The 2,403-nt window shown below is 42.6% G+C and carries 2 protein-coding genes and 2 pseudogenes; all 4 read left to right on the forward strand.

Annotation, left to right across the window (positions count from 1 at the left end; all coding sequences use genetic code 11):
• Positions 1 to 54: 54 nt before the first annotated feature.
• A pseudogene (locus tag ACUU1M_RS19775) lies at positions 55 to 402 on the forward strand (hydrolase); the annotation flags it as partial.
• Positions 399 to 494, forward strand: a pseudogene (locus ACUU1M_RS19780) (hypothetical protein); the annotation flags it as partial. The pseudogenes ACUU1M_RS19775 and ACUU1M_RS19780, both read left to right, overlap by 4 nt.
• Before the next feature lie 262 nt (positions 495 to 756).
• A complete protein-coding gene (locus tag ACUU1M_RS19785) occupies positions 757 to 1,005 on the forward strand; it encodes a DinI-like family protein (protein WP_001217553.1) in 249 nt (82 codons plus the stop codon).
• Between the two features lie 600 nt (positions 1,006 to 1,605).
• Positions 1,606 to 2,403 (forward strand): leucine-rich repeat domain-containing protein (locus ACUU1M_RS19790; RefSeq protein ID WP_449144766.1); only part of this gene is annotated, 798 nt, incomplete at its 3' end.

Here is a 2,403-nt window from a genome sequence, read left to right on the forward strand (position 1 = left end):
GACTTTTTATACCCCGCAGGGGTCATAACATGCTTGACAACTTAATAGGGGCACTCCCCCGCTAAAGTGTTGCCCGAAAACTGGTGGCAACATCCAGCTGCATTAGGTGCAACTGACAGTGATATCGAAATCATCAAACGTCAGTGGGGTGCGTTTTACGGTACGGATCTGGAGTTGCAACTGCGCCGCCGAGGTATCGATACAATAGTGTTATGTGGGATCTCGACCAATATCGGTGTTGAATCCACCGCCCGCAATGCCTGGGAACTTGGCTTTAATCTGGTGATTGCCGAAGACGCCTGTAGTGCCGCCAGCGCCGAGCAACACAATAACAGCATTAATCATATCTACCCGCGCATCGCCCGTGTGCGTAGCGTGGAAGAGATCCTTCACGCGTTATGATTTACATCGGTCTACCGCAATGGTCGCATCCTAAATGGGTGCGGTTGGGGATCACCAGCCTTGAAGAGTATGCCCGCCACTTTAACTGCGTGATACGGGATTTTTAAAAATCACTAAAGAACGCCCAAGAGCATGTGTTTTCTTTAGAAGAATCAAAGCGTTGGATTGCCATGTCATATGAAAATCGGCAAAGTTCATATGTAACAAAGTGTCCCAATCATGCCCCAAAATGCCCCACAACAAATATTTTTGCCCCATGCATGCCCCAAAAAATCACTTTCCCTCACTCTTGACACTGTTTATCCATACAGTTAAAAATAATACTGTATAAAAACACAGTGTAGAGGGATTTTTATGCGTATTGAAATCTGCATAGCCAAAGAGAAAATGACTAAAATGCCAACCGGTGCTGTGGATGCGTTAAAGGAAGAATTAACCCGACGCATCAGTAAACGTTATGACGATGTAGAGGTGATCGTAAAAGCCACCAGCAACGATGGCCTTTCTGTTACGCGCACCGCCGATAAAGATTCAGCTAAAACTTTTGTTCAGGAAACTCTGAAAGATACCTGGGAGTCTGCTGACGAGTGGTTTGTTCACTAATTAGCACGTAAAATCAGTAACGGCTGGAAATCATTCAATACTCGCACTATCGGAAGTTCACCAGCCAGCCGCAGCACGTTCTTGCATACGACGTGTCTGCGGTCTCAACTCCGCCCGCCCCCGCCAATCATGATTGGGCAGTACCAGTACAGCACTAGCAAAGACAGGAAATTAGCAGTCTCAGCAAAACACCGACCAGACGGTGAGAAGACAAAAAGATACGCAAAGATGCCGCGGTTCCAGAAGAATAAAAAACCGCTAATGGACAGCCTCCTTAACACAGTTTTTTATATACATGATTCACTGATACCAGTGGCATTAATAGCTATTATATAGCTTCAGCTCCTTTTTTCATACCTTAAGGAAAAATTGCCCCCTCCCCCAAAAAGTATCGTTTTTTTACATTAAACCGATCCAGTTTAGGATAGTGTAAAGCAGAAGTTCTTCAATATATAACATATGGAGTTAATATGCTTACACAAACTATATATCCGCCTCCTCCAGAAGTTCCTGTCTACTGCTGAAGGGAACCAATAACATTGCAAAGCAGATAAAAAAGAATCCAACACCTCTCAACATAAAGAATACGCCCTGATATTTATGCTCCCGACAAATAACAATCACAGATTAATTTCAAATTCGTTCTCCACTTATTCAATCGACACTAGCCGCGCATATGAAAATTATCTAACCCATTGGACTGAATGGAAAAATAGCCGCATACAAGAAGAACAACGAGACATCGCTTTTCAGCGACTAGTATCATGTCTACAAAACCAAGAGACGAACCTGGACTTGTCTGAATTAGGCCTGACAACATTACCTGAAATCCCCCCGGGAATTAAATCAATTAATATAAGTAAAAATAATTTAAGCTTAATCTCCCCATTGCCTGCGTCCCTTACACAACTTAATGTCAGCTATAACAGACTTATTGAACTGCCTGCTTTGCCTCAAGGACTTAAATTATTGAATGCGTCCCACAATCAACTAATCACACTACCCACACTCCCCATATCTTTGAAGGAGCTTCATGTCTCAAATAATCAATTATGTTCTCTTCCTGTTTTACCAGAACTACTGGAAACATTAGATGTATCATGTAATGGGCTGGCAGTTTTACCACCTTTACCATTTTCTTTACAAGAGATTAGCGCAATAGGGAATCTTCTTAGTGAACTCCCCCCTCTACCTCACAACATTCACTCCATATGGGCAATCGACAATATGTTAACCGATATTCCATACCTGCCGGAAAGTTTAAGGAACGGTTATTTTGACATAAATCAGATAAGTCATATCCCGGAAAGCATTCTTAATCTGAGGAATGAATGTTCAATAGATATTAGTGATAACCCATTGTCATCCCATGCTCTGCAATCCCTGCAAAGATTAACA

This window comes from Shigella sp. SIG6, from assembly GCF_053555815.1.

Coding starts and splice junctions, on each gene's coding strand:
- ACUU1M_RS19785 (WP_001217553.1), top strand. CDS start 757: ATGCGTATTGAAATCTGCATAGCCAAAGAGAAAATGACTAAAATGCCA.